This window comes from Sorangium sp. KYC3313, assembly GCF_052075895.1.
Lineage (GTDB): Bacteria > Myxococcota_A > Polyangia > Polyangiales > Polyangiaceae > Sorangium > Sorangium cellulosum_B.
Map to the genome: position 1 here is coordinate 1,372,140 of NZ_CP197255.1, position 20,546 is coordinate 1,392,685.

Annotated in this window: 20 protein-coding genes; 6 read left to right on the forward strand and 14 right to left on the reverse strand. The window is 71.2% G+C overall.

The genetic code is table 11. The features are described 5' to 3' along the window. Window positions 1-29 precede the first annotated feature (29 nt). Window positions 30-392, forward strand: a complete 363-nt coding sequence (queD, locus tag ACSRUE_RS05330; protein WP_437762950.1) for a 6-carboxytetrahydropterin synthase QueD — start codon at window positions 30-32, stop codon at window positions 390-392. A gap of 4 nt (window positions 393-396) precedes the next feature. Next, complete coding sequence (locus ACSRUE_RS05335) at window positions 397-681, forward strand: (2Fe-2S)-binding protein (protein WP_441290074.1); 285 nt, start codon at window positions 397-399, stop codon at window positions 679-681. A gap of 51 nt (window positions 682-732) precedes the next feature. Here ACSRUE_RS05335 and ACSRUE_RS05340 read toward each other — a convergent pair whose 3' ends face one another. After that, window positions 733-1,560, reverse strand: coding sequence for a class I SAM-dependent methyltransferase (locus ACSRUE_RS05340; RefSeq protein WP_437762951.1), 828 nt, complete (start codon window positions 1,558-1,560; stop codon window positions 733-735). Then, the gene (locus ACSRUE_RS05345) at window positions 1,560-2,237 is read right to left on the reverse strand and encodes a HEAT repeat domain-containing protein (RefSeq protein WP_437762952.1); all 678 of its coding nucleotides are present in this window, start codon (window positions 2,235-2,237) and stop codon (window positions 1,560-1,562) included. The genes ACSRUE_RS05340 and ACSRUE_RS05345 overlap by 1 nt, the downstream gene beginning before the upstream one ends. A 198-nt stretch (window positions 2,238-2,435) precedes the next feature. On the opposite strand from ACSRUE_RS05345, the gene ACSRUE_RS05350 reads away from it, so the two are divergent. Next, on the forward strand, window positions 2,436-3,377 hold the full coding sequence (locus tag ACSRUE_RS05350) for a hypothetical protein (protein WP_441290075.1): 942 nt from the start codon (window positions 2,436-2,438) through the stop codon (window positions 3,375-3,377). On the opposite strand, the gene ACSRUE_RS05355 is transcribed toward ACSRUE_RS05350, so the two are convergent. Together ACSRUE_RS05355 and ACSRUE_RS05360 are read right to left on the reverse strand one after the other, a co-directional pair. Then, entirely contained in the window at window positions 3,359-4,051 is a 693-nt protein-coding gene (locus ACSRUE_RS05355) for a response regulator transcription factor (RefSeq protein WP_437547491.1), read from the reverse strand. The genes ACSRUE_RS05350 and ACSRUE_RS05355 overlap by 19 nt on opposite strands. 177 nt (window positions 4,052-4,228) lie before the next feature. Continuing rightward, window positions 4,229-6,586 carry a hypothetical protein gene (locus ACSRUE_RS05360; protein WP_441290076.1) on the reverse strand — a complete coding sequence of 786 codons (2,358 nt, stop codon included), beginning with the start codon at window positions 6,584-6,586 and terminating at the stop codon, window positions 4,229-4,231. A 698-nt stretch (window positions 6,587-7,284) separates the two neighbouring features. Here ACSRUE_RS05360 and mgtE point away from each other — a divergent pair. Together mgtE and ACSRUE_RS05370 are read left to right on the forward strand one after the other, a co-directional pair. Beyond that, window positions 7,285-8,676 (forward strand): magnesium transporter, encoded by a 1,392-nt coding sequence (mgtE, locus tag ACSRUE_RS05365; protein WP_441290077.1) that lies wholly within the window; start codon window positions 7,285-7,287, stop codon window positions 8,674-8,676. A 254-nt stretch (window positions 8,677-8,930) separates the two neighbouring features. Further along, window positions 8,931-9,545 (forward strand): single-stranded DNA-binding protein, encoded by a 615-nt coding sequence (locus ACSRUE_RS05370; RefSeq protein WP_441290078.1) that lies wholly within the window; start codon window positions 8,931-8,933, stop codon window positions 9,543-9,545. Between the two features lie 122 nt (window positions 9,546-9,667). Here the strand turns inward: ACSRUE_RS05370 and ACSRUE_RS05375 are convergent, their stop codons facing one another. From ACSRUE_RS05375 to ACSRUE_RS05390, 4 genes are all read right to left on the reverse strand, one after another. After that, window positions 9,668-10,336, reverse strand: a complete 669-nt coding sequence (locus tag ACSRUE_RS05375) for a hypothetical protein (RefSeq protein ID WP_441290079.1) — start codon at window positions 10,334-10,336, stop codon at window positions 9,668-9,670. Further along, window positions 10,317-10,682 carry a MerR family transcriptional regulator gene (locus tag ACSRUE_RS05380; protein ID WP_437983059.1) on the reverse strand — a complete coding sequence of 122 codons (366 nt, stop codon included), beginning with the start codon at window positions 10,680-10,682 and terminating at the stop codon, window positions 10,317-10,319. The genes ACSRUE_RS05375 and ACSRUE_RS05380 overlap by 20 nt, the downstream gene beginning before the upstream one ends. A gap of 11 nt (window positions 10,683-10,693) precedes the next feature. Continuing rightward, window positions 10,694-10,999, reverse strand: coding sequence for an integration host factor subunit alpha (locus ACSRUE_RS05385; protein ID WP_012241218.1), 306 nt, complete (start codon window positions 10,997-10,999; stop codon window positions 10,694-10,696). Between the two features lie 319 nt (window positions 11,000-11,318). Then, window positions 11,319-12,884: a glycosyltransferase family 2 protein gene (locus tag ACSRUE_RS05390; RefSeq protein ID WP_441290080.1), complete on the reverse strand. Its 1,566-nt coding sequence runs from the start codon at window positions 12,882-12,884 to the stop codon at window positions 11,319-11,321. Window positions 12,885-13,401: 517 nt separating this feature from the next. Here ACSRUE_RS05390 and ACSRUE_RS05395 point away from each other — a divergent pair. Next, on the forward strand, window positions 13,402-14,442 hold the full coding sequence (locus tag ACSRUE_RS05395; protein WP_441290081.1) for a hypothetical protein: 1,041 nt from the start codon (window positions 13,402-13,404) through the stop codon (window positions 14,440-14,442). 82 nt (window positions 14,443-14,524) lie between these two features. Here ACSRUE_RS05395 and ACSRUE_RS05400 read toward each other — a convergent pair whose 3' ends face one another. The 6 genes from ACSRUE_RS05400 to ACSRUE_RS05425 form a co-directional block, all read right to left on the reverse strand. After that, entirely contained in the window at window positions 14,525-14,899 is a 375-nt protein-coding gene (locus tag ACSRUE_RS05400; RefSeq protein ID WP_437762960.1) for a response regulator, read from the reverse strand. Window positions 14,900-15,184: 285 nt separating this feature from the next. After that, a complete protein-coding gene (locus ACSRUE_RS05405) occupies window positions 15,185-15,943 on the reverse strand; it encodes an ABC transporter ATP-binding protein (protein WP_437762961.1) in 759 nt (252 codons plus the stop codon). Next, window positions 15,940-16,740, reverse strand: a complete 801-nt coding sequence (locus tag ACSRUE_RS05410; protein ID WP_441290082.1) for an ABC transporter ATP-binding protein — start codon at window positions 16,738-16,740, stop codon at window positions 15,940-15,942. Before ACSRUE_RS05410 ends, ACSRUE_RS05405 begins: the two co-directional genes overlap by 4 nt. Then, window positions 16,737-17,987: a branched-chain amino acid ABC transporter permease gene (locus ACSRUE_RS05415; protein ID WP_441290083.1), complete on the reverse strand. Its 1,251-nt coding sequence runs from the start codon at window positions 17,985-17,987 to the stop codon at window positions 16,737-16,739. Before ACSRUE_RS05415 ends, ACSRUE_RS05410 begins: the two co-directional genes overlap by 4 nt. Window positions 17,988-18,043: 56 nt before the next feature. Continuing rightward, window positions 18,044-18,772, reverse strand: a complete 729-nt coding sequence (locus ACSRUE_RS05420; RefSeq protein ID WP_437762964.1) for a ClpXP protease specificity-enhancing factor SspB — start codon at window positions 18,770-18,772, stop codon at window positions 18,044-18,046. 259 nt (window positions 18,773-19,031) lie between these two features. Beyond that, window positions 19,032-20,261 carry a phenylacetate--CoA ligase family protein gene (locus ACSRUE_RS05425; protein ID WP_441290084.1) on the reverse strand — a complete coding sequence of 410 codons (1,230 nt, stop codon included), beginning with the start codon at window positions 20,259-20,261 and terminating at the stop codon, window positions 19,032-19,034. Window positions 20,262-20,546: the final 285 nt, after the last annotated feature.

Sequence of the window (20,546 nt, forward strand, 5' to 3'; positions counted from 1 at the left end):
ACGGCGGCCGCCCCATGACCGCTGCTCCGATGAACGTCCGTCTCGTACACGAGTTCCGCTTCGAGGCCGCCCACCGCCTTCCCAAGGTGCCGCAGGGGCACAAGTGCGCGCGCCTCCACGGTCACAGCTTCAAGGTCGAGGTCGCGATCCGCGGCCCGGTGAACGAGGAGACGGGGTGGTTCATCGATTACAGCCACCTCTACGAGGCCTGGGCTCCCCTCCACGACCTGCTCGATCACCACTACCTGAACGATGTCCCCGGGCTGGAGAACCCGACGAGCGAGGTGCTCGCACGGTGGATCTGGACCCGCCTCGCGCCGTCGCTGCCGTCCTTGAACCGGGTCACCATCTTCGAGACCTGCGACGCCCGCTGCGAGTACGAGGGCGATTAGGTCGATGAAGACGCTCGTCTGCCGCTGCGAGGACGTCACGCTGCACGAGCTCGAGGCCGCGATGGATCGCGGCTACAAGGACATCGAGTCCGTCAAGCGCTACACGGGCTTCGGCACCGGCTGGTGCCAGGGCAAGTGGTGCCTCGCGCTCTGCGCGCGGCTCATCGAGGAGCGCGGGGGCGACGCCCGGAAGCCGATCACCCCGCGGCCGCCGTACCACCCCGTCTCGCTCGCGGCGCTCGCCGGGCTCGACGAGCTCGGCCTCCGCGGCGGCGGGAGCGAGCGCTAGCGCTGCCCGCGCTCCGCGCGACCAGCGCCCTGGCCCGATCGTCGATCGTGATCAGACGAGGGGGCGCCGAGCGCTCGCGCACCCGACGTTCACGGTCAGCTCGAAGACCCCTTCGGACCAGTACTTCGAGACCGCGTGGTGCAGGTACTTGAGCATCGAGTCGATGATCTGCGGCTCGACGTCGAGCATCGCCGTCGCCTCGGGGATCACCATCAACCTCGAGATGGGATCCTCGAGGAACTCACGCCCGCTCTCGAACGACACGGCGATGAGCTGGACGTCGACCTCGACCTCGTCGAGCCCCGCGCCCTCGATCTCCTCGGCGATCGTCTCGATCGTGGGGCGGCTGACGGCGGCGGCGTCCACCGCGGCGCCGAGCTCCGAGAGGTCTTGCTTGAGCGCGCACTCCCGCGCGATGTCCGCGATCTCCGGGAACGAACCGCGGAGCGGCAGCGCGATGAGCGCCTGGCCTCCGGGGACCAGGACCCGGCGCAGCTCGGCGAGGAGCTGCGCCCGCTCGCTCGGGCGGCAGACCGGGTGCAGCGTGAACGCGTGGGAGAAGCTCGCGTCCGGCAGCGGCGTCGGCAGGGCGTCGGCGAGCACGTAGCTCGCGTTCATCCCGGAGAACAGCGCGGCCTTGTCGCGCGCGAGCTCGAGCGCGGCGGCGGAGCCGTCGACGCCCACGAGGGTCGCGCCGGGCAGCTTGTCGGCCACGATCGCGTCGGGGAAGCCGCTCCTGCAGCCGAGGTGGACGATGCGCGCCGCCTCGGAGGGCAGCAGCATCTCCACCGCCAGCGAGGCGAAGAACGACAGGTAGCGCGGGACGACCGCGTGCTCGAACAACACGGCGTCCGCCGCGCTCAGCGGCGGGCCGATCATCAGGCGACCCCGTCCTCCTCGTCGTCGTAGGGCGCGAGGAGGCTGAGCGCCTCTTCGGCGAGCTCGCCGATCGTGACCTCCGACGTCGCGTCGTCGCCGCCGTCGTCCGCGAGCTCGACCGTGCGCTTGTCGTCGAGCAGCGGCTGGATGAGCGGCGCATGCGCCGGGTCACCGATCTCGACGAGCGTCTCGATCGCCGCCGCGACCGCGTCCGGATCCTTGTGGCTCAGGAACTGGCTGAGCAGCTTCGGCACGCCAGGCTCCGGCACCTCGGCGATGAGGTACGGCAGCTCCGGGAGCGCCGACGAGCCCACCGGCAGCCGCTTCAGCGCGCGCTCGATCGCCTGCGCGACCTCCTTGAACCGATCGTAGGCCAGCGTTTCGATCTCCTCGCCCGCGGCCTGCCGCGCCTCGGGGTGCTCCGACGCGAGCACATCGATGAGCGCGTCGAGCGCGCGCGGCCCCTCGTGCTCGCCGAGCAGCGACGCGATGCGCACCAGCCGGAGCGCCGCCTCGTCCTCGTCGTTCTCGCGCGTCGCGGCCGCGATCGCGTCCGTGAGGACATCCAGCAGCCCATCGCCGGGCATGGCCGTCAGGTCGTCGTGGAGCCGGCGAGCCGCGCGCTCCGCGTCGAACAGCTTGTTCAGGGTCGTCTCGATGGCTTGACGATTTTGCACGAAGAGGAGCTATCAACAGCGCGTCGCCTCCGCAAGCCGGCAGGCAACAAGGGCCTGTTCCTCGCGAATTCCCGTCCACGGCGGGCGCGGCCGCGCGTGCCCGGCGCCGCCCGCGCCGCGCGCAAGCCGGGCGGGACGAGCGCGCCGCCGCAGCATCGAGCTCGCCCGCCGCGCGCGATGCGGTAGACCGTTCGTGGCATGCGTGTGTCCGGCTCATTGCAAGCCCGCCCGGCGAGGGCAGCGGTCTCCCCTTCCCCGCTGGTGCGCGGCGCCGCGGCGTCGGCGCTGGTCCTCGCGCTCGGCGGCATCGACGACCCCGAGCCGCCGCCGCCCGCGGTCGTCCCTCCGGCGGCCGCGGCGCGCGGCGCCGCGGGCGCGGCGGCGCTCTGCGGCCCGCGCACCGTGCCGGAGGGCGCCGCCTGCGTCCCGCTGCCTGCTCCGGGCGCGCCGCTCCCCGAAGGCGGCGCCGCGGCGCTTTCCGACCCTGCCGGCGCGCGCCCCGCCGGAGCGGGCACGCGCAGCCAGGCCCACGAGCACATCCCCCGCCGCCCGGAACGTCCGGCGAGCGCCGCCGCGTACACGTTCCCGATCGGCGCGCCGGACGCGCCGCCGGGGTTCCTCCTTGTCGAGGACGCTCCAGCCGTGGCGGGCGCGCTGCCTGCAGCGGGCTCCGTCGCCGCGATCGGCGCGGCGCGGCCCGAGCCGCCGTCGTGGATCGGCGGGATCGACATCGCCGCGACGCGCGGCGAGCGGGTGGCGGCGCTCAGGCTCGAGGGCCAGGAGGGGAAGGCCGAGGTCGTCTTCGTCGGCGCGCTGTCCGGGATCACGGTGGCCACGGCGCACGACGTGCGCGAGGCGCGCGACGTGGATCGCGTGCGCAGGTACCTCCTGCTCCATGGCCACCTCGATCGCCCTGGCCCCGGCGTCGTGGCGGGCGCGCGCCTCGACGCGGGCGACGTCGTCGGGTACGCGGGCGAGACGGGCAGCCCGGGTCTCGTCCGGCTGCGCCTCGAGGCGCGGCAGATCCGCGAGGGCGCGCGCCCCTCCGAGCTCGATCCGAAGCGCATCACCGACGCCGCGGTGACGGTGCCTTGCGACCTCCGCAACGTCCTGCCGCTCCGTCAGGGAGCGAGCTTGTAGCCGAAGCCGTAGACCGTGAGGATGTGCTCCGGCTTGTCGGGCGAGCGCTCGATCTTCTTGCGCAGCTTGACGATGAAGTTGTCGACCGTGCGGTTCGACGGCCCGGCCTCGATCCCCCAGATCTTCTGGAGGATCTCCTCGCGCGAGACCGGCTGGCCCACGCGCTCGTGCAGCAGGCGAAGGAGCTCGACCTCGTAGAACGACAGCTGATCCGAGCGCGAGCCCCGCGAGACCGTGTGGGCGGTCATGTTGATCTGCACGTTGCCGATGGAGAACACCTCGACGGGCGCCTCGGCCGGCCGGGCGGCGCGTCGGAAGAGGGCGCGCAGGCGGGCGATGAGCTCGCCCACGCTGAACGGCTTGGTCACGTAGTCGTCGGCGCCCGCGTCGAGGCCGCGGATCTTGTCGATCTCCTGACCGCGGGCCGTCAGCATGATGATCGGCACGAACGCGTCCCAGCGCCGCAGATCCTCGCAGACCTTGAAGCCGTTGGTGTCGGGGAGCATGAGGTCGAGGAGGATGGCGTCCGGCTTCTCCTGCCGCGCGAGCAGCACGCCGTCCTTCCCCTTCGAGGCCGACGCCACCGAGAAGCCCTCGAACTCGAGGGCGTCCGTCAGCCCCAGCACGATGTGGGGCTCGTCCTCGATGATGAGAATCTTCTTGCGTGCCACCACGAAGGAGTCCGGTCTTAGCACAAAACCGGGCAGGTCCCCCCGAGCGCTCCTCCGGCCGGCTCGCTGGCGCCTCCTCGGGGCCACAAAAGCGCCGCGGGGCGCGATCTCACGATCGCACCCCGCGCGCCGGGCTCAATCAGACGCTAGCTGACGCTAGCTGACGCTAGCTGACGCCGCCTACTCGCCGGAGCAGGTGATGAACAGCGTGGCCCCTTGCTGGGCTTCGCCCTGACCCGTGAACCGGATCTTGCGCTGCTCGGTCGACGGGCAGTCGGCCACGATGGAGGGATCGCCGAGCCGGATCGACGGGTCGACGTAGCACCATCCATGCACGTCGATGTCGTCGCTGACGCTGGTCCTGCACGCGACGGCCCCGTCGCCCTCGAGCTGCTGGATCTCGCACACGCAGTCCCAGCCGGACGCCTTCGCGATGTCGAGCGAGAGCACCTCGTCCTTCGCCGCGGTATGAGCGCCCGTCACGTCGAGGCGCCCGAGCTTCCTCGGATCCGCGCAGTTGCACTGGCCCTGCGAGTTGCGCGCCTCGAGGATCAGGCAGGAGACCTGCTGTTTCGTGTCCGGCGTCAAGGTGCGCGGCAGGCACTGGCCGCCGAGCACCGTCTTCAGGCGGTCGATGATGGCGCCGATCGCCGGCCGGTAGCCGTAGTCGGCCGCGTCGTCGTTGGTGAGCTGGCGCGGGCACACCGAGCCGACGATGCCCTGGGGGCCGAGCTCCCGGATGAGCTGCAGCTCGCGGAGGCCCGGGTAGGCCTTCGCCTTGATCTGCGTCGTCGACCTGGGCTCCGGATCCTCCTGGTCGTTCCCCGCCCCGGGCTGGCACAGCGGGTTGTCGGTCGGCTGCCCCCCCACCGCTCTGCAGTCGCAGCTCTGAGCCGCCCCGTCGCAGGTCTTCACCGCGTCCCGGGGGAGATCGAAGATGCAAGCGTACTGGAGGTCCCCCGTGCTCCCCTCGGGGATCGTGTACTCGCGGCCGTTGATGCCGTTCCAGCCCGCCTCCTGCGGCCCGACGATCGTGTCGTTGGTGATCGGGTTCGTGCCCGTGCGAGGCTTCATCGACTCGACCATGAAGGGATCCTTCGGCGGCTGGTACTTCGCGGGATCGCCGAGGATGAGCTCCCAGGTGCTGCCGGCGCCGGCCACCGGAGCGCTGAGCTCGTCGGAGTTCTTGAACCCCCCGACCGGCTCGCCGTCCTGGTTGAGGCCGTTCAGCAGGTCGGGCTGGCCTTCCGCGTTCTGACGCGCGATGTCCTGCCACGGCACGCCGACGATACCGGCGAAGAAGACGAGCCCGGGATCGCGGACGTTGGAGTCGAGGTCGTCCGGGTTCGGATCGCTGAAGATCGGGTTCGGGACCAGCTCGCCCCTGCGGTTCGGGATCTGCGCCTCGGTGAAGGCGCGCCGGTAGCGGTCGATCGGATAGAGGAAGTCGAAGCCGAACCGGCGCTTCTGATCCCAGCAGCGAGAGTTCACCGGGTCCTCCGCGGGGGTCAGCCTGGCGGCATTGCCGTCCGCGCCCGTGCACGCCGGGTCGGTGGGGCAGCCATCCTGGTTCTGGCTGCACGACCTGCAGCACTTGTTGCCCGGATCGTCGGCACACTCGACGCGCGGCCGCCACAGGCGGAAGCCTGGCGAGGTGTCTGCCACGAGGTAGTTCTTGCCCTCCTCACGGATCGAGCAGTCGTTCTCGTCGGTGAGCATGATGATCGCGAGGAGGGAGCTCGGCCGCATGAAGTCGGCGCGCTGCTTCTTGACGACGGCATCCTCGCCGGTGACGACGATGTTTTGTTGCGCGTCGATGCCGATCGTATCGTAGGGCTCCGGGTCGACGAGGAAGCGGTACACGCTCTCGAGCTGCGCCTCGAAGCCGCAGCCGGTCTGCCCCGTGCCCTTGACCATATCGGTGAGCTGCTTGACCAGCGACGTGTCGTTGAGGTCGGCGTTCGAATCATCAGGGCCGATGTCCGCCTCGCCGTCGTTCGGATCCGGCCTCCCCGGCTCGCCGTCGAGCTTCTGATCCGGGTCCCAGGCCAGGAAGCCGAGGTTGAGGTAGGTCGGGATGTCGTTTGTCTCGGAGGTCTCGCTCCTGCGCGCGAGGAGGTGCGCCATGTCCACGTTCGAGGGGCTCGTCATCTCCTGGCAGGCGCCCGACCCGTGGCCGCCGAGGCTCGAGCTGATGATGCCGATGTGGATGTCCTTGACCGGCTCGAACTCACGCTTGTAGTCCTGCGGACAGGGCGTGTTGGGCGAGGCGACCGTGGTCGCCATCGTGCCGTCCTTGTGGATGCAGCGCGGGTTGACGAGACCCTGGACGAGGTCGGGGATCGCGGTGGCGAGGATGGCCTGCTTGTCGGCCATCGAGCCCGAGTTGTCGATCGCCAGGAGGAGGTCGATCTTGTCCACCGAGCTCTGCGTCAGCCGCTCGACGATCGTCGACGTCGACCGGGGCTTGTTCTCGGCGATGGGGCGGCTCAGACATCCGAAGGCGCTGCCTGTGCCCGCGATCAGCAGGCCCGCCATGGCGAACCTCACCGCGCCCCTCCACGGGCGCCTGCTCTCACGCTCTATCCGCGTCATATTCGACTTTCCTTTCGACCACCGATCCAGTTGCGCGGCGGTCAAGCCACCGAAAAGGCCCGCCGTCCACGGGCCCATGACCGACTTCCGCAGGCGATCCACGGCTCGACGGGAGCCCGATGCTAGGGACCCGACCGGAAGGCTGTCAATTCGACCCGGCCGGCCCCGCTCGACCCCGCGAAGGCGTGCCGTAGCAAACGAGATGCCGCCGCCGCAGACCCGTGCCCTCCATGCCCCGCGCGCCGCCGCGACGTCAACCTGATTGCGCGACAGCCAACGCAGTAGGCGACCCGTCCCTCAACCTGGGTCGACCTGGCTCCTTCGACCTGGTCCTCAACCTGGGTCGGCCAATCGAGAAAGTTCACTTCTCACTGTATTGCAAACCACACCTTCACGGTTCGCGGGAGCCCGGCCTCCATCGCGCGCGACCGGCGGTCGTGGGAGGCCCAAACTCGGTCGGCCGCGGCGCCGCAACCCAACCTCGGTCGATGCGGGGAGCCGGTCGTGGGAGGCCCAACCTCGGTCGGCCGCGGCGCCGCAACCCAACCTCGGTCGATGCGGGGAGCAGGGTGGGGCGCGGGCCCGGCGCCGGTGGGGTTTGCCGCTTCCCAGCCGGGCCGAGTTGTGGTCAGTGCCCGGGCATGTTGCGCGTCGCCCTCGCCATGGTCCCGGAGGTACGGCAGCTGCTCGCCGAGGATCCGGCGCAGCTCTCCGACCTGCTGGACGAGATCCACGACGAGGACCTCGCCGACCTCATCGGCCTGCTGGACGACGCCGAAGCGGCGAAGGTCCTGATGGCGCTCAGGGCCGAGGAGGCAGCGCCCATCTTCGAGCGCCTCGACGGCGAGACCCAGGAGGCGCTCGTCGAGCAGATGGGCGTCGAGAGCATCGCGCCGATCGTCTCCGAGATGGCGGCCGACGACCGCACGGACCTCATCGAGGCCCTCCCGGACCAGGTCAGCGGCACGCTGCTCTCCACGCTGGAGAAGGTCGACCCCGAGGCGGCGGCCGAGGTCGAGGAGCTCGCCAAGTGGCCCGAGGACAGCGCCGGCGGTCTCATGACCACCGACTACGTGTCGGTCGGCATCCACCTCACGGTCGCCGACGTGATCGAGCGCATCCGCGCCGTCGGCGAGGACGCCGAGACCATCTACTACGTGTACATCGTCTCCGATCGCGGGCACCTCATCGGCGTCGTGTCGCTGCGCGATCTGCTGCTCGCCTCGCCGTCCGAGAAGCTCGCGGACGTGATGACCGAGAACGTCTTCGCCGTCAGCCCCGAGACCGACCAGGAAGAGGTCGCGCGGACCATGGCCAAGTACGATTTCAACGCGCTGCCCGTGCTCTCCGCGGACCGCAAGCTGCTCGGCGTCATCACCGTCGACGACGTGATGGACGTCCTCACGGAGGAGCAGTCCGAGGACATGCAGCGGCTCGGCGCGGTCGGCCCCATCGAGGAGAGCTACTTCAAGACGAGCTTCTGGACGTTCATCCAGAAGCGAGCCCCGTGGCTCGCCGTGCTGTTCGTCGGCGAGTTCATGACCGGCGAGGTGCTCCGGCGTTTCGAGCACGAGCTCGAGGCCGTCGCGACGCTCGCCTACTACGTGCCCCTGCTCATCTCCACGGGCGGCAACTCCGGCTCGCAGTCGTCGTCGCTCATCATCCGCGGCCTCGCCGTCGGCGATGTGCGCGTCGGCGACTGGGCGAGCGTCCTCGCCCGCGAGCTCGGGCAGGCGGTCGTGCTCGGCCTTATCCTCTCCACCATCGGCATGTTCCGCGTCTGGCTCTGGGGCGACGGCACCGGCTTCGTCCTGACGATCGGCGCGACGCTGATGGCGATCGTCCTCATGGGCTGCACCGTCGGCGCCATGCTCCCCCTCCTGCTCCGGCGCCTCGGCCTCGATCCGGCGACCAGCTCCACGCCATTCATCGCGAGCCTCGTGGACGTCCTGGGGATCCTCCTCTACTTCACGATCGCCCGGCTCTTCCTGGCCGACCTCCTCGCCCAAGCCGGAGCAGGAGCGGCCGGGTGAGCGGAATCACGCGGCATTGCGCGAAACCGGGCGGAATTGGACGGCGATCGGGCGGCGATCGGGCGGCGATCGGGCGGCGATCGAGCGACGCCGCGCCGCCCGTGCCGAGGCCCACGCCGGTCCCGCCGCGCGGGCGCGCCGCGTGCTTTTCGGCGCGCCACGACCCTTGACGCGTCGGCCCCCATGGGGGAGTGAAGCAGGCGACGTTCGTTCAGCGCAGCGTGCGCTGAGCCCCTCCTAGGGAAGGAGTGACGATGGCCGAAGGCTTGAATCGCGTGATGCTGCTCGGCAACCTGGGCGCCGACCCAGAGCTCCGGTTCACCCAGGGGGGTCAGGCCGTCTTGAACCTGCGGCTCGCGACGACCGAGTCGTACCTGGACCGCGACAAGGTCCGGAAAGAACGGACGGACTGGCACAATGTCGTGATCTGGGGCAAGCGCGCCGAGGCCTTGGGCAAGATCCTCAGCAAGGGTTCCTCGATCTTCATCGAGGGCTCGCTCCGCACGTCGAGCTACGACGACCGGGATGGCAACAAGCGCTACAAGACCGAGGTGATCGCGAACAACGTCCTGCTGACGGGCGGGGGACGCGGTCGCGGCGCTGTCGGCGATGACGCAGGCGCGTTCGGCGCTGATCCCGGCGGTGGCTACAGCGGCGGCGGCGGTGGCTACAGCGGCGGTGGTGGCGGCGGCGGTTACGGTGGTGGCGGCGGCGGCGGACGCCCGGCGGGTGGCGGCTACAACCGCGGCGGCGGCGGCGGCGGCGGCGGTCGCCCCGCGCCGGCTGCGCAGGATCCCGGTCCTCCGCCCGACGATTTCGGCGGCGGCGGTTACGGCGGCGGCGGCAACGACGACGACATCCCGTTCTGATCGCTCCCCCTGCCCGGTCGAGTCATCAGCCTGGCGCACGCCTCTCTCTTCAACATCTCGCATCCACGCGAAAGGTCCTCTCCGAGGGCCGGGCAGCTCTCCACGAGCCCCTCTTCCCCCTCCTAGGGCCGCGGCCGCGGCCGCGGCCGCCGCGCCAGCAGGACGGTCACCCCCGCCGCCGCGAGCACTCCGAGCGCCGCGGTCATGGCGAGGGGCTGCTCCGCGGCGAGGAAGATCGTCCGCACGAGCAGTCCCGGCTCAGGTGGCGCCACGAACACGCCCTCGAACGCGGTCGCGCCGAGCAGCGCGCCGCACCGGGCGCCCGTCCCCTGCGCGGGCTCCACGCAGGCCAGGCTGCAGAGCGCCGCGTCGTGCTCGCTCCCGGCGAAGCCGAGCACGTGCTGCCCGCGGATCACCACCGCGCGCGCGCCTGCCCTCCCGGCTCCCTCGAACGCCTGCTCGAACCGCTGCGACTGCGCGCGGATCGGCCCTGCTTCCCACCGCTCGATCGCCACCCCGAGGCCCCCCCGCACGAGCCCCGAGGCCCGATCGAGCACGAGCTCCTCCAGGCCGGTCACCCACTGCCGCGACGGGGCCGTCACGCACACCGCGCGCAGCGAGAGCCCGCCCGCCTCGACGCCCCGCAGGAGCGTCACCTTCGCGCCCGCGATCGCGGAGACGTCGATCGCGGGAAGCGCCTCCTCCGGCGCGTCGCTCGCCCCGGCCGGCAACGCAAGGCGCAGCCCGAGGCCCGGCGCCACGCCGTGGAGCTCAGACGCGCTCGAGCTCATCCATCAGCGCGATCACCTCGGTCCGGATCTCGACGAGGGCCGTGCGCATCCGCTGCACCTCCTCGTGGCTCGCGCCCGCGTCCGGCGCCGGCGGCTCGATGCCGCCCTCGCGCAGCTTGCGCCGCGCGCCCGCGATCGTGAAGCGGTGCGAGTAGAGCAGCTCCTTGACCTTGAGGAGCGTCTCGACGTCGCGCCGGCTGTAGACCCGCTGCCCCTTCGCCGACTTCTGCGGGCGGATGGAGCGGAACTCGGTCTCCCAGTACCGGAGCACGTGCGGCTCGACCCCCACGATGCCGGCCACCTCGCCGATCCGGTAGTACAGCTTCGCCGGAAGCTGCGCGCGCACCGCCAAGCGGTCTACTCCTCGGCCGCCGAGGCCGTCTCACGCGGGTTGAGGGCCTGCTTCAAGATCTGGCTCGCCTTGAAGTTCAGGACCCGGCGCTCCGTGATCAGGATGGGGTCGCCGGTCTGGGGGTTGCGGCCCTGCCGCTGGCGCTTGTCGCGCAGCACGAAGTTGCCGAATCCAGAGATCTTGATCTTCTCCCCGCGCCCCAGGGTTTCCTTCATGGTTTCGAACACGAGGTCCACCAGGTCGGCAGACTCCTTCTTCGAGAACCCCCCAAGGCGGGAGTAGACCGCCTGAACGATTTCGGCTTTCGTCATGACACCCCCATCGCCCTTGCAGAAGGGGGGACGCGCCGCAACCCCTGAAGACCGTTCAGGAAGCCGCGTGCGGTCCCCCGACCGGCCTGGAGGGCAGAATGCCAGCGTGCGTCGGTGAGGTCTAGGGGGTTACGCAGGCTTCGCCCGACGTGCACCAGGCACGCTTCGTGGAGCCCCCCCGAGCAGCGCAGCGCTCGGAGCGAACCTGCGTCCCACGAGCAGCGCCCCACACCTCGCCCCCTCGAGCCGGCGGCCAGGAACCCGGCGGGCTCACCGGCGCGAACGCGGGCGCAGGATGGGCTCGGCGGCGACGATCCGCTCAGACGGCAAGATCGCCGAGGTGGCGTTCCTTCGTCGACTGCCGGGACCAGGCGCCGACGACGGCCGCCTCGCTCGGCCGCGCGTCGCTCCAGCCGACGACCGGCGCGCTCGAGGCCACATCGCGGCGGCGCGCGATCTGCTCCTGGACGACCAGGAACGCCACGTAGAGGTAGCCGACGGCGAAGAGCACCGCGAACGGCGTGGCGAAGTAGTGCCCCGTCTCCACGGACGCGACCACCGCGCCGCACGACAGCACCGCGAGCATCGCCTCGGTGATCGGCAGGTCCGTGCGGACCTTGTACCGGCCCTTGTTGTCGCCCTGCTTCGGCGTCCGGACGAACTCGCCGGACATGCTGCGGAGCCCCTCGATCACGGCCTTCGACAGGTACGGCGCGAGCCCCGTCCCGAGCGCGATGAGCATCGGCAGGCGCCTGACCGCGCCCCAGCGCGAGCGGCCCTGCGCCGTCTCGGCCAGCATGTAGAACGCCGCGAGCGACCCCGTCGTCGCCGTGCAGAGCGGCAGATCGATGGCGATCATCGTCAGCGTGTCGGCCGCGGGGAACAGGACGAGCGCCGGCAGCAAGAGGACGCTCAGCATCACCAGCAGCGGGTAGGCGAAGTGCGGCGTGAGGTGGAAGAACGCCTCGATCCGCTGCCCGAGCGAGAGCTTGGCGCTCAGCACGGTCGCCATCAGCTTGCGCGCCGTCTGCACCGTGCCCTTGGCCCAGCGGTACTGCTGCGCGCGCAGCGCCGAGATGTCCTCGGGGAGCTCCGCCGGCGAGACGACATCCTCGCGGTAGATGAAGCGGTAGCCCGCGAGCTGCGCCCTGTACGACAGGTCGAGGTCCTCGGTCAGCGTGTCGTGCTGCCAGCCGCCCGCCTCGCGGATGGCGTCCTTGCGCCACATCCCCCCGGTGCCGGAGAAGTTGAACAGGAGGCCCGCGCCGAAGCGCGCGCGGTTCTCGACGAGGTGGTGGCCGTCGAGCATGAGCGCCTGCACCTGCGTGAGGATCGAGACGTCGCGGTTCAGGTGGCCCCACCGCGTCTGCACCATGCCGACCGTCGGGTCCTCGAAGTGGCCGACGATGGACCGCACGAAGTCCGGCTGCGGGATGAAGTCGGCGTCGAAGATGGCGATCAGCTCGCCCTTCGCGATCTTGAGCCCCGCGTCGAGCGCCCCCGCCTTGTAGCCGACGCGGTCCACGCGGTGCAGGTACACCGCGTCGAGGCCCTGCGCGCGCAGCCGCTCGACGTGCGCGCGGACGAGGCCCTGCGTCTCGTCCGTCGAGTCGTCGAGCACCTGGATCTCCAGCTTGTCGCGCGGGTAGTCCATCCTCGCGACGGCATCGAGCAGCCGCGCCGCGACCGTCGACTCGTTGAAGAGCGGGAGCTGGATCGTCACCGGCGGGAGGTCGCGATCGGTCAGGGCCGCGACCTCCTGCGCGCGGGTGATCTTGGCGCGGTTCACGCGACAGAGGACCACGAGGTGCAGCCGGTGCAGGCCGTAGGCGCTGAGGCCGAGCAACACGCCGAAGTAGAGGACACAGAGCAGCAGGGAGAGCATCGCGAGCACCTACCGCCGGCGGGTTGCCGTGCAGCCGTGGGGACGGGCGAGAGCGCCCTTCTCCACCCCTGCAGGCGCCGGCAGACAACGAACGCGTACCATCCGCCGGATCCGAAGTTGTCAGGCACTTGTAATTCGTTGCAACTCTCTGTCGCGAGGTCTGCAAAGTTGACTTCGGCCCGAGTCGCTCCCCGCGAGAAATGACAATCACCGACAATCCCGCTTCGCCCGAGCGCGCGGCGCTGCCCGCAGGTCCGCCGCACGAACGCACGTGCGCGAGCGGCGCGCCGACTCAGGGAGTCCCCGGACACTGGAGCTCCAAGTAAGGTGTTTTTGGTAAGGCTCCTCCGAAACCACGTTCAAAGAGTAGGGGGCTCACCCGCTGGGCAGATTCACAGTACTGCGCGATTTCGGGGGCCGAGCGGAGGCCAGGGGCCGCGTGCCGCGCGCCGCGTCGGCAGAGGCCCGGGGTCATCTGCGCCTGGCACCAGCGGGGGCTCGGGGCTATCGGTTCCCGATGGATCGCGCGCTACTTAATGAACTGAAGGCTCGTCAGATCGCGTTCCTCGAGGCGCGGCTCGTCTCGGAGGCGGCCGCGCGCGACTTCCGGGAGCGGCTGCCTGCCGGCTTCGCTGCGCTGCTCGCGACGCCGCTCGGCGAGCTCGTGGACGCGGGGGCGATCGGGCGCGCGCTCGAGGCGCTGGCGGCGGAGGAGCCGCTCCGGCGGGCGGTCCGGCCCGCGGCCGCCGCGGCGCTCGCGGCGCTCGTCGAGGCGGCGCGCGCCGAGCGGCGGCGCGCGAAGGAGCTCCTGCCGGAGGGCGCCCGCGACAAGCTCGACCGCATCCTCGAGCAGCCGAAGATCGTGCCGGAGCGGCTCATGCGCGAGGTGCTGGAGAGCGCGGCGCTCGACGCGGTGATGCGCGACGTCCTCTACGACACGCTGATGGAGTTCTCCGAGAAGGTGAACCCGTTCTTCGCCGAGTGGGGCCTGCCCGCGCTCCTCAAGCGGGTCGCCCCGTTCGGCCTCGGCGGGGTCGGCAAGACGATGGGCGCGATGCGGGGCGAGTTCGAGCGGCGGCTCGAGCCGGAGATTCGCCGGTTCTTGCAGGGCTTCTCGCGCACGGCGATGCGCCAGGTGCACGACATCCTCGTCGCCAAGGGCGACACGCCCGAGTTCGTCGGCCTGCGCAAGCAGGTCGCCACGTGGGTGCTGGAGCAGGAGATCTGCGCGCTCGTCGGTCAGCTCGACGCGAAGAGCTCGGCGATCGCCGAGGAGCTCGGCGCCGACATCGCCGCGCAGCTGCTCCGGGATCGGCCCGTCCGGGCGCGGACCAGCGAGGCGATCGCGGCGTTCGTGGCGGCGCACGCGGGCGAGCCGCTCGGCGAGGCGCTGGGGCGGCTCGGGATCGCGCCCGCGCTCGACGTCGGCGCGCTCGCGGACGCGCTCTGGCCCGTCGTGAGGAACATGTGCGCGACCGGACCGGTGCGCGCCTGGCTCGCGTCCGTGGTGGAGGAGTTCTTCGACGGGTTGCCGGACGGGCTCGAGCCGTCCGCGTGAGGCGAGCCGACGCGGTAGGCGCCTGCCCCGGGTGGAACCCGGCCCGCGGTGAGCGCGGGCCCCGCTCCGAGGCCGGCCGCGGTCAGCCCATCGCCGAGGCGTCGGCCACCGCAGACTCGATGTACGCGAGGCCGCGCGACGGGCACGCGGGCACCGTGGGCGCGAACGCCTCCATGTCCAGGATGAGCTCGGGGCCGCCCGCGGGCGTGAGCACCACGACGGGCACGCGCGGCGACATGCGGCGGAGCTCCTCCATCTCGCTGTGGAGCTCCGCCTCCTCCCGGGGCACGAGCACCATCACATGAGGACGCCAGCGGGCAAGCACGTCACGCGCATGGCCGAGCCCGCAGCACGTCTCCACCGTGTAGTCCCGGGATGAGAGGAAGTGGACGAGCGGCTGGGAGTTGCTGGCGTCGTCGTCGATCACCAGGACGCGGGTCGTGCTCTCAATCTCCATGGGTATCCCCCGTCAGCAGCCGGCTCTGGCCGCCGCTGTGAAAACCAGGTCTCATTGGCCTGGCTCACAGTGACCATACTCCATATTCGGCAAAGAGCGATATCAATCGCGCCTCAGCGCATCACGCGATGCGTTGATACGCGCTTGAAACACCAGCGCTCTCTGCCTGTTTCTTTTGTGATCCGCGGTGATCCGCTGCGATCCGCCGTGATCCGCGATGGCCCGTCAGCGAACCGCTCGGGGAATCGCGGCGCGCCGATGAGCACCTGCGCGGGAACGGCGGGATCAGCCGCCGAGGTAGGCCGCGCGGATCTCTTCGTTCGCCGCGAGGTCCTTCGACTCGCCGCTCATGGCGATCTGCCCAGTACGGAGCACGTAGGCGCGCGTCGAGTACTTGAGCGCCAGTCGGGTATTCTGCTCTACGAGGAGTACGGTTGTTCCTGACGCCGCGATCTTGGCGATCGACTCGAAGATGTCCGCGACGAGCCGCGGCGCGATGCCGAGCGAGGGCTCGTCGAGGAGCAGCATGGCGGGGCGCGCCATCATGGCGCGGCCGATCGCGAGCATCTGCTGCTCGCCGCCGGAGAGCGTGCCGCCGTGCTGGTGCATGCGCTCGCCCAGCCGGGGGAAGAGCTTCACCACGTCGTCGACGGTCTCCGCCATGGTGGGGCCGTGCTTGTGGCACCACGCGCCGAGCTCGAGGTTCTCGCGGACGCTGAGGTTCGAGAAGATCGCGCGCCCCTCCGGGACGAGCGAGACGCCGGCCGCGACGAGCTCCTCCGTCGAGACGGACGCGAGGTCCTTGCCGTCGTAGCGGATGCGGCCGGAGGCGATCGGGAGGAGGCGGACGATCGTCTTCAGCGTGGTCGTCTTGCCGGCGCCGTTCGCGCCGATCATCGCCACGATCTCGCCGCGCCGCACCTCGAGGCTGACGCCCTTGAGCGCCTTGATGCCGCCGTAGCTGACCGCGAGGTCGTCGACGACGAGCAGGGGGCCGCCGGGGGCCACCGAGGGGGGCTGCCGCGTCGGGTGTGATGTCTTCATGCGGGCTCCTCCGCCGCCGCGACGGCCGCCTCGTCGTCGATCTCCTCGCCGAGGTACGCGGCGAGGACCTTCGGGTCCCTGCGCACGACCTCCGGGGTGCCGTGCGAGATGGTCTCGCCGTGATCGAGGACGTGGATCTCCTCGCACACCCCCATCACGACCTGCATGTTGTGCTCGACCAGCACGACCGTGATGTCGAAGGTGTCGCGCAGCCAGCGGATCTGCTGCTTGAGCCCCTCGGCCTCGCCGTAGTTCATGCCCGCCGCCGGCTCGTCGAGCAGGAGCAGCCTCGGCTTGAGCATCATCGCCCGGGCGATCTCGAGGCGGCGCTGGTTGCCGTACGAGAGCGACGTCGAGATCTCGTCGGCCATGTCCTCCAGCTTGAACACCGAGAGCAGCGAGAGCGCGCGCTCGGTCATCTCCTGCTCGTCCTTGTAGAAGAACGGCGAGCGCAAGAGGGCGGCGGCGAGCGTGGATCTCCGCAGGTTCTCGCAGGCGACGAGCACGTTCTCGAGCACCGTGAGCTGGCCGAAGAGGCGGATGTTCTGGAACGTGCGGGCGATGCCGAGGCGCGCGATCTGGCTCGGCCGGAGCGGCGCGAGGTCGGTCCCGCCGAAGCGGATCGCGCCCTCGTCGTGCTTGTAGACGCCGGTGATCAGGTTGAACACCGTCGTCTTGCCCGCGCCGTTCGGGCCGATGAGCCCGAAGATCGAGCGCTCGGGCACGGAGAAGGAGACGTCGCCGACCGCCCGCAGGCCGCCGAACCGCTTGGTCACGTGCTTCAGATCGAGGTTCACTCGAGCTCCCTCCCGGCCGGCTTGCCCTCGCGGCCGACGGTGATGCCGGGCGGCGGCTCATCGGGCGGCGCGCCCGGGCTGGGCAGCGCGCCCTCGTACCCGGCGCCCGCCTCCACGCCGGTCGTGGCGGGGACGGGCTCGGCCGGGCCCACCGGGGAGCGCTTCCTGCGCGACCAGCGCCGGCCGAAGAGCTCGCGCTCGCCGAACAGCCCCTCGGGGCGGAGGACCATCAGGCCGATGAGGATGCCCGCGTAGAGCACCATCCTGAGGGCGTTCAGATCGAGCGCGGGGTAGGCCGCCTTCAGCGCGAGGACGCTGTCGAGGCCCTGCAGCTGCTCGATGAGCTTCACCGTGAAGGTCACGAACACGCCGCCGAGGATCGCCCCGGAGACGCTGCCCGAGCCGCCGAGGATCACCATCGTGATGGCGTCGAACGAGTAGTTGAACGTGAACTGGTCCGGCTGGACGGTGGGGTTGCCGTCGCGCATCGACGAGAGCAGGGCGCCGGCGATGCCGCCGCCGGCGGCGGAGATGACGAACGACGTGACCTTGTAGCGCGTCGGATCGACGCCCACCGCGGCGGAGGCGATCTCGTCCTCGCGGAGGGCGCGCAGCGCGCGGCCCCAGCCGGAGAACTTCAGCCGCCAGGCGAGGATCGTCGCGAGCACGACGGCGCCGAAGATCCAGAACGGGCCGGCGTACTGCGGCACGCCGGTGTCGTCGGGGCCGGCGTAGCCGATCGGGCCGCCGAGCGCCCCGAGGAGCTTGCCGATCGCCCCCTGGTCGGGGCCGCCGGTCGTCGCCGTCGCGATCGTCAGGCGGAAGATCTCGGCGAACCCCAGGGTCACGATGGCGAGGTAGTCGCCGCGGAGCCGGAGGCTCGGCAGGCCGACCACGAGGCCGAAGAGGGCCGCGACGAGCCCGGACGCGAGCAGCGCCGCGGGCATCACGACGAACGAGTTGCCGAAGAGCGGCTCGCCGCCGCCGAGGTGCTGGTGCAGGTTGCCGGCGACGACCGCCCCGGTGTACGCGCCGATGCCGACGAAGCCGGCGTGGCCGATCGAGAACTGGCCGGCCATGCCGTTGATGACGTTGAGCGACAGCGCCGCGATGACGTTGACCATCGCGAACAGGGCGAGCTGCCGCCAGGCAGCGTCCGGCAAGACGGTCTCAAAGCCGAACTCGAGGGCGACGACGACGCCGAGGAGCAGGAGCGCAGTGAGGACGCGCTGCAACGGTCGAGGCATGGCCGGCCAGAGTTGGAATGGCCGAGCCGCACCGTCAAGCAGTAGCGTCAGTGGCGTTACTTGATGACCCGCAAATAGGGGGGCAGTTCCCGCTTCGGCTTGCCCGCCCCTTGGCGAGGCCTGGGCTCGGGCTCACCGGAGCCACCCGATTCGTCGTCTTCGCGCTCCTCGGTGGACCGCACCGGCGCGAGGGCCGGCGCCGGCACCGGCGCGAGCTGCCTCACGGGCGCGCCGGCGTCCCGCGCCGGGGCCTCGCCCGCGCCGAGGCGCTCGCCGGCCTCCACGGACTCGAGCTGGGGGCGCGCCCTGTCGCGCGCCCGCGCCTCGTCCGCCGCCTCGTCGCTCCGCTCGTCGTCGCCGCTGGGGGGCGCGACGGCGGCGAGCCGGGGGCGCGGCCTCTTGGCGGGCTTCTGCGGCGGGGCGACGGCGGGGCGCTGCTGCTTCTGCGCGGCGAGATCGGCCGGGATGTCCTCGGGCCACACCATGCCGCGCTGGTCCTCGCTCACGAGCGCCCAGATCGCGTGCCACGGCAAGCGGCACCAGAACGGCGCGCGGTTGAACGACAGGGTGCAGCTGATCCCGTCGTCGTCCACCTTGAGGTCGGGGATGGCGATCGCCATGTTCATGCCGACCTGGAGGATCAGCTGCGGCTGTCCCGTGAACCACTTGGGGACGGAGACACCGGGCCGGCGCGGATCGAGGTGGATGAACACGCTCGGCTCTCGCTCGAGGAGGGCCAGCGCGACGTCCTTTTTCGGCGGGAGCGGTCTCTGCACGTCGGACATCGTACTGCTCTGCCCAATACCCCGGACCGCGCGGCTCCGCCAGCGCTTCGGGGACGCCGCGCGCCGAGCCGCGTGGCGGGTGAGCAGGACGCGGCGCGCCAGCCACCGGGCGCTCCAGCAGATCTGTAGAAAACGCGCTGTAACCGTGAGCGCGGCGCGCGGCCGGCGCCGGCGCCGCGCGAGCCCCCCGGCGGCCCCGCGCCGCCGGGGGCGCCGCGCGGCAGCGGCGCGGCAGGCCCGCGCCCGACCCCGGCGACGCTCACGCCGCGCGCCCCCGGCCCAGCTCGATGGGGACCTCGGAGAGGGTGACCCGGTGCTTGCCGCCGCTCGTGAGGGGGATGTCGTCGACGATCTGGACGCAGACCTCCGCGCGCTCGCCGAGGTGCTGCCGGACGACGCGCTCGATGAGCCTCGCGGTCTCGGGCTCGAAGCCCTTGCCCGGCACGAGCTTGACCGTGAGCGCGCGCCGCCGGTCCTGGTAGACCTGGTAGCGGGCGATCGTCGGCTGGTCCTTGATGAGGTGCGGGAAGAACTCGCCGGCGAGCAGCTCGCCGTCGGGGCCGACGAGCAGGTCGAGGACGCGGCCCTCGACCGAGGCGAGCATCGGCAGCCCGCGGCCGCACGCGCACGGCGCGCCGGCGGCGATCGCGACGTCCTGGTTCTTGTAGCGGATGAGCGGCATCGAGCGGCAGACGAGGTCGGTCACGACGACCTCGCCGGGCTCGCCGGGGAGGGCGTGGCGCCCGTCGCGGAGCAGCTCGACGAACACGTTCTCCATGTTGATGTGCTTGCCGGCGTGCCGCTCGCACTCGGCGGCGATCAGCATGAGCTCCCGGCAGCCGTACCGATCGAACACCGGCGCGCCGAACGCGCGCTCGATGGCCTCGCGCTGGTGCGCGAACAGCCGCTCGGCGCTGGTGACGATGCCGCGCGGCGCGGGGAGCGCGCGGCCATCCGCGAGGGCGTAGCGCGCCGCGTGGTACAGCGCGCTCGCGTACCCGACGAGGAGCTGCGGCCGGTACCGCGCGATCTCGTCGAGCAACGCGGCGAGGCGCCGCTCGGACAGGTCGAAGGCGGAGATCATCTTCTTGCGGAGGATGGCCTCGTGAAGGCAGCGCTTGGCCTTCTTCGCGAGCGTCTCGCTGACCAGCACGGTGCTCCACAGGTGGAGCTCCCGGTCGCCGAGCCGGGCGCCCGCCCACCCGTCGGACCGCATGGCGGCCGCGATGCGGCGCTCGTAGGTGCGGTGGTCGAAGCGGAACTGCACCGGCTCCCCCGTCGACCCGCCCGTGCCGCTCGCATAGAGCCGGCCGGCGAAGCCCTCGGCGAGGAGGTCCTGCCCGTGGGCGCGGAGGTCGGCCCTCGTGAGGACGGGGAACCGCAGGAGGTCCTCCGGCGCCTTCACCGAGGCGGCGCGCACGCCGTGCTCGGCGAAGCGCGCCCGGTAGAACGGGACGTGCTGCTCGGCGAACTGGAGGGCGGCGAGCATCCGCCGGAAGCTGAGATCGCGAATCTCATTCTCCGATCGCCACTGGGAGCGCTCTATCCGCTCCAGGTCTTTCAGGGTCTCCCTGCCCCTCAAACGGGTCTCGTAGAGCGGAAACAGGATGTTTCGAAACAGCCCACCGTACATGGGCGAAGCGTTCTTTCGAATCATCGACCGTCAAGCGCCCGCGGGCGGCTCTCCCGCGAAATCGCTGTGTTCGAGGCGCGGAGTCCGACCGGAGCGGCGCGCGCGGGCAAACTCCGTCGCAGCAGCGCCGGTGAGCGCTCG